The 6000-nt window shown below is 61.7% G+C and carries 5 protein-coding genes and 2 pseudogenes; 5 read left to right on the forward strand and 2 right to left on the reverse strand.

All coding sequences use genetic code 11. The features are described from left to right. Positions 1-366 precede the first annotated feature (366 nt). The gene (locus tag ACQKQD_RS32860) at positions 367-1386 is read right to left on the reverse strand and encodes a helix-turn-helix transcriptional regulator (RefSeq protein WP_427510821.1); all 1020 of its coding nucleotides are present in this window, start codon (positions 1384-1386) and stop codon (positions 367-369) included. A gap of 405 nt (positions 1387-1791) precedes the next feature. Here ACQKQD_RS32860 and ACQKQD_RS32865 point away from each other — a divergent pair, with 405 nt between their 5' ends. The 4 genes from ACQKQD_RS32865 (at position 1792) to ACQKQD_RS32880 (ending at position 4847) form a co-directional block, all read left to right on the forward strand. Beyond that, the gene (locus ACQKQD_RS32865; protein WP_427510826.1) at positions 1792-3480 is read left to right on the forward strand and encodes a methyl-accepting chemotaxis protein; all 1689 of its coding nucleotides are present in this window, start codon (positions 1792-1794) and stop codon (positions 3478-3480) included. A gap of 7 nt (positions 3481-3487) precedes the next feature. Continuing rightward, positions 3488-3793, forward strand: a complete 306-nt coding sequence (locus tag ACQKQD_RS32870) for a hypothetical protein (protein WP_427510822.1) — start codon at positions 3488-3490, stop codon at positions 3791-3793. A 193-nt stretch (positions 3794-3986) separates the two neighbouring features. Beyond that, positions 3987-4280 (forward strand): hypothetical protein, encoded by a 294-nt coding sequence (locus ACQKQD_RS32875; RefSeq protein WP_427510823.1) that lies wholly within the window; start codon positions 3987-3989, stop codon positions 4278-4280. A 168-nt stretch (positions 4281-4448) separates the two neighbouring features. Further along, the gene (locus tag ACQKQD_RS32880) at positions 4449-4847 is read left to right on the forward strand and encodes a MucR family transcriptional regulator (RefSeq protein ID WP_427510824.1); all 399 of its coding nucleotides are present in this window, start codon (positions 4449-4451) and stop codon (positions 4845-4847) included. Between the two features lie 374 nt (positions 4848-5221). Here the strand turns inward: ACQKQD_RS32880 and ACQKQD_RS32885 are convergent. Then, positions 5222-5437 (reverse strand): annotated as a pseudogene (locus ACQKQD_RS32885) (hypothetical protein); the annotation flags it as partial. A gap of 68 nt (positions 5438-5505) precedes the next feature. Here ACQKQD_RS32885 and ACQKQD_RS32890 point away from each other — a divergent pair. After that, positions 5506-6000: pseudogene (locus ACQKQD_RS32890) on the forward strand (helix-turn-helix domain-containing protein); the annotation flags it as partial.

Raw genomic sequence — 6000 nt, forward strand, 5'->3', positions numbered from 1 at the left:
CAAGCGTACAAATTTGTCGACGGAGAAGGTATTAGGGACGGGCAAGACGCATCCGTCATCAAAAGCAGTCGGGACGCGGTTCTGATGCCGAAGCCTCGTCGGCGAATCGCTCTTCAATACCGCCATTCACCGCCGCGGGACGGGCGCTGTCAATACATAAGGTAGATTATAAGCCCTTTGTCGTGGTCGGCGATGTTAGAGGCTCCCAACTTTCTATCTGCGGGTGAATGGACGCTTGTGGGATAGGGAGGCAGATGTGAACTGACTGGATTGGGTGTTATCAACTGTTTTGCTTCTGAGCGATAAAGCCTGGAGCGTGCATTCGTCTTTCAGTATTTTACGATCCACTCCGCTTCGGCGACAAGATCACTCTGTCACTCGCAAGCGGCCGCGAGCAGTGGTAGACCTCGTCTGAGAAGGCGTGCACCCGAACTGGCGGCGATATCGCTGGCCGAAATCACCGGCGTGCAGGAAGCCCCAAGTTCGCGCGATCGCACCGATCGATCGTTCGACAGCAGCTGCCGAGAGAAGATCCTCGTGGGCGCGGGTCAGCCGCCGTTCGATGATGAACTGGACAGGCGTTCGCCCGAGTTCCCGCTTAAATTTGATCTGCAGGGAGCGAACGCTAATTCCGGCCGAAGCCGCCACGTCCGCCAGGATCAGCGCCGTCTGAAGATTAGCCTCGATGTAGTCGATGGCCAGTTGAAGCTGTCGCGATGCGGTGTCGAGCGGCGGTGCCATCGTGAAAGCGGCACGCGTCGGCCAGGCGGACAGCAATTGATAGCTCATCACTTCCTGAAGCAAAGGCAGCCACAGATCAGATTGCTGCTTGATGGTCTGCAACCGCCGTTGAACGGAACGAACGGTGCAAAACAGGGCCGCCATGCCCGGCCGGTTCATGTCTGCGACCGGCTCCAGGGCCGGCAGGCCGCTTGGGCCATCTCCCGTCAGCGCAGCGCTCGCCAAGACAAGGGCATGCGCAGGGAAGGTGGCACTCACCGCGCTTATTGCGCTCGAAGCACGCACCTCACGGAGTTCGTCGAAGCCGGTCAAGGCGGCGATCAACGACGATGCTACCGTCTCGCCATTGCGATGAAGGTAAGAAATCTGTCCGCTCGTGACGAAACGCAGGGTCAAGAGTCCCGCCGAAAATTTCGGCTTTGTCACAAAACCGCTGCGTGATCGCGTATCCCAAAAGCTCAGGATCCGGGTTTGACTGCCGAGGATCTCGATGTCGGGAGGCGAAGCGCGCGTGACATCAAGGAAGACCGCGATCCCGCCCTTCTCATTGAATGCCCTGAGCTGGTGCAGAGAGTCTATCGCCGCACGGAAACGGGCCTGGGGGCGCCACGTGTCAGGTTCCAGCGAGTCATATTCCGTCATCATTTCATCCGTGCCAGCCCGCCACGATATCAAATGGCCGGTTCTCCAAAATCAAGATCCGCTCTTGGCAAAGGCGGCGCTGAACTACGTATCGAATATCAATATAACGAACACTATCACTTTTGCGAAAAACGCTTATTAAACCTCTGATAACTAACTCAGGCTACAGGTTATCCAATCACAGCGACCAGATATGCTCTGCAGCGAATCTTGTCGGTCGATCATTTTGATCCGACGCTCACGCCTAGTCATCGTTGGCGTCCTTCTTTGGGTACATCGTATTATGAGTTGCGCCTCTGTAGCGGCGGAATACAGATTGGGTTAGGCTCTGCACATAAACGCATTTTATTTTTGCCCGTCGGTGAACGCTTTGCACGGAAAATAGACCGCAATATGGGTGGATCGATAATGAGCAACACTCGAATTGTAATTAAGGCAACCATGCCGTTGCTGATCACCGCTGCAGTCGCGGCGACACTGGTGTTTTATGCCTTTATGGGACTGAACGATCTCGCTAGCCAGTGCCGCAAGATCGTTGATCAACAGGCGGTCCGCCTCGAACGCATCATGAGTGTTCGTGCGAACGTCAACGAAGCGACCGTTTATGCATCAAACATGGCTCTCGACACGCACGAGAAGGAGATGACTGATTACAAGATGCGCCATGATGCATTGGTTGAGGCTGCGCTTGACGACGTCAGTGCCCTGATCAAACTAGCGGATACACCTGAGCGCAAGGTCACCAACGAGAAGCTTAAGAGCATCCTTCAGGAATTTTTCGCCGCTCTGGATCGGGCCAATGCCCTCGACCTCCAGAACGACCACAAAGCCGCTTCCAAAGTTCTCTTGGTCGATGCCTCCGTCGCGAGCACCAAATTGCGAGAGTTTGTCGAGGGCCGTGTCCAGCGCTTGACTTCGGAGTTGCGGCAGGCGCGCGACGACGCCGACCAAGCCGTCGGCACCGCCAAGATGGTGCTGATCGGTGCGTCCGTGGCCGGACTCGTCGGCGCCGTCTTACTGTCCGCACTGATCGTGATTTTCGGCATCACCCGCCCGCTCGGCAGCTTGGCCAGCGTGTTGCAGCGCATGGCTCGCGGCGAGATCGACGCCGAGATCCGCGAGGCCGCCCGCGGCGACGAGATCGGCGCCGTCGGCAAGGCCGTCGAGGGCATCAAGGCCATGGTCGCCCGCAAGGCCGCCGAGGAGGCCGAGGTGAAACGCCGCGCCGATGAGGCCGCGGCTGCCGAGCGCAAGCGCACCATGATCGAGCTCGCCGACGGCTTCGAGCGCGCGGTCGGCGGCATCGTCGGCCTGGTCTCGTCCTCGGCCACCGAGCTCCAGGCCACCGCCCAGCAGATGACCGCCACCGCCCAGGAGACCGCATCCCAGTCGACCACCGTGGCCGCGGCCGCCGAGGAGGCGTCGACCAACGTCAACACGGTCGCGGCCGCCGCCGAGGAGCTCGGCTCCTCCGTGCAGGAGATCGGCCGGCAGGTGACCGGCTCGGCCCACCTCGCCCAGGCCGCGGTGGGCGAGGCCGACCAGACCGCCCACCTCGTCCAGGCGCTCAGCCAGAACGCCGCGCGGATCGGCGACATGGTCGGGATGATCTCCGGCATCGCCGGCCAGACCAACCTGCTGGCGCTCAACGCCACGATCGAGGCGGCCCGCGCCGGCGCGGCCGGGCGGGGCTTCGCGGTGGTGGCCTCCGAGGTGAAGGCGCTGGCCGAGCAGACCGCCAAGGCGACCGAGGAGATCGCGCGCCAGATCGGCGAGGTCCAGGGGGTGACCGCGCAGGCGGTGACGGCGATCGGCGGGATCACGGGCCGGATCCGGGAGATCGACAGCGTGGCGACCTCGATCGCGGCCGCCGTCGAGGAGCAGGGCGCGGCGACCCAGGAGATCGTGCGCAACGTGGCGCAGGCCTCGGCGGGGACGAACGAAGTGACGGGCAACATCGCCGGCGTGGCGCAGGCGTCGGAGGAGACGGGGGCTGCGGCCTCGCAGGTCCTGTCGGCGGCCTCGGAGCTGTCGCGGCAATCCGAGCATCTCGGCGCCGAGGTCGCCCGCTTCCTCGAAACCGTGCGCGCGGCCTGAGGCGATCATGGCCGAGATTCTCCTCCTCCCTGTCCGATCCTGTGGCTCGGACCAGTCCGTCCGGCTGCACGCGGATCTAGCTGCCGCTCACGCACGAGGCGAGCCTCTCGGTTCGCGCGTGCCGCACATACAGGCCGGGGGCGAACGCTTGCTCGAATTGAGCCGGGTGTTCAAGGACGCCGTCGATAAGCTGGATCAAACGCTGACCAAGCTCGGCCTGCAGGGTTTGGCAGACACCGAAACCCTGCAGCAATTCGTGGCCTCGATGCAGGACCTAGCCGACACCGCGCAGCAATACTCGCCAGACGCCTGAGGGCGGCGAGTCTACCAGCCACATGCGCCGTCACAATGGCATCGTCTCGAGGGAGGCCGACATGGCCGGCCTGTTGTTAATCTCCGACGTCCTGACTTGGACCACTCGGCTCGCTCGGGCGCGCGGCCCATCCAGGCCGTACAGTATTCTTTCGCTATACGCCGAAGCTTGAGCGGTAACCGGGTTCAACCTCATGGTCGGCGATGTCGCGCAACTCAACTCAGAGACAATCGTGCGCTTACAGCAGATACCGGAGCCGCTGCGCGCTGCCGGTGCCTCGTTCTTGTTTCCGGCCCACGGCAACGTCGCCCGCGCCAAGGCTCGATTCCTCGACCCGATCGACATCCTCCCGGCCTTGTCCGCGCTCGAGCCGCTGCTGGCTCGAATCGATTGGCTTCAGGACGTTGGCGGTTCAACCGTCGCCGCGTGGATGCCAGGCAATGCCCGGGGAGGTTGCCTACACGTGGTAAGACGTATTCGAAATTAAATCATGTGAAAAACAATCGTTTTTTTAAACATTTAGTCTGCATTAGATGTTCAACAATACAAATATATGTCGTCAAAACTGTGGCGTTTGGTTGATATAACACTATCGGAGGGGTCCATGGAACAAACACGGCATTGTGGCGCAGCGTCCTACTCATTCTATATGCGTATGACCGCAGACATCGTGGCCGCCTACGTCGTGCGCAACTCCGTGCCGACTTCTTCAATGCCTGAGTTGATCGCAAGCATTGCCGACGCCCTTGTCAAGCTCGATGGCTTCAGGGGCGAAAATGGATCAACGGCCCGTCAGGCAACGCAAGATGTCATTCGTAGATCGATTACGCACGAGGCGCTGATTAGCTTCGAGGATGGCAAGCCCTACAAGACGCTCAAGCGGCACCTAACGGCCTTCGGGCTGACCCCGGAGACATACCGGGCGAAGTGGGGCCTCCCGCCAAAATACCCGATGGTGGCTCCCGGCTATTCGGAAACGCGATCTGCCATCGCCACGAGGTTGCAAAGACGCTATGGCAATAATTCGACGGCACGGCCTTCAGGAGCGTCGTAAGTCCAGAAATAATTCACCGGAGCAAAGGGCGGCAATATTGAGTTACTCCCGAGGGTGGGTAAATTTGCCCCCTTGACTCGATTTCTCCGGACGACTTGCGGATGACTGGTTCAAAAAACGTAAGTGGCCATCCTGACGGCCGGGTTGGATCGGTAGGACCTCGTTTGGTGTGGCTGCCCCCCTCTTTGCACGTGACGAGTTGAGCTTCTGACGCACTGGTGGGGTGCAGCCTTGCGTCCGGCCTGTTGATGCAGTTGTTCATGTGCGCTGCTGGCCCGGCGGTATCAGCGAGTGAGGGCTTACTCTCCTTCGCGGGCTAAGAGGTCCACGACGTACGGCGGGGTGTCCCTGCCCCCGGGTTGTCCAGTCCGCCATCAACTCTTATCGTCCTCGCAATCTGGAAAAGCCTCCTCGCCTTGCAGCCAGACGACAGTGGCCGCCGGTGCGCGGTAGGTGCCGCTATGCGTCATGATCGCCCAGGCGAACCGCGCGGTGCAATTGGCCGCTTTCACGGTCACGACGCGCACCGGCTTACGGTGCAGCAGCGCTGACATCCGAGGATCGACCGGGATCGGCGTCGTCTTCGTTCGCTAGAGCTGTGTCCGACCGATCGGCAACATGGTTTGGGGTGAGGCGTTGATGGGCCGAGGAGGCTTCGATGCCGTCAGCCCTGTCGATCGATCTACGTGAGCGCGTCGTCGCCGCGATGGCGGAGGGAGCTTCCTGTCCCCGCGCGGCCGCCCGCTTCGGGGTGAGCGCGTCGAGCGCCAGCCGCTGGGCGGGACGCTTACGGCGGGAGGGCTGGGTCGCGCCGCGGCCACGCGGCGGCGATCAGCGCTCACTGGCCATCGAGGCGCACGCCGGCCTGATCCGCGCGACCTACGAAGCGCAGCCCACGATCTGCCTGCATGAACTGTGCGCCACCCTGGCCGAGCAAGGCGTGACGACCAGCACGAGCGGCCTGTCACGCTTCTTCGCCCGCCACCGCATCACCCGCAAAAGGGGGCGCTGCATGCAGCCGAGCAAGAGCGGGAGGACGTGAAGGCTGCCCGGGAGGCGTGGTTCGCGAGCCAGGACACCCTCGACCCGGACCGCTTGGTGTTCCTCGACGAGACCGCAGCCGCCACCAACATGACCTGTCGCTACGGGTGGG

The sequence above is a fragment of the Methylobacterium sp. NPDC080182 genome, from assembly GCF_050281105.1.
GTDB lineage: Bacteria > Pseudomonadota > Alphaproteobacteria > Rhizobiales > Beijerinckiaceae > Methylobacterium.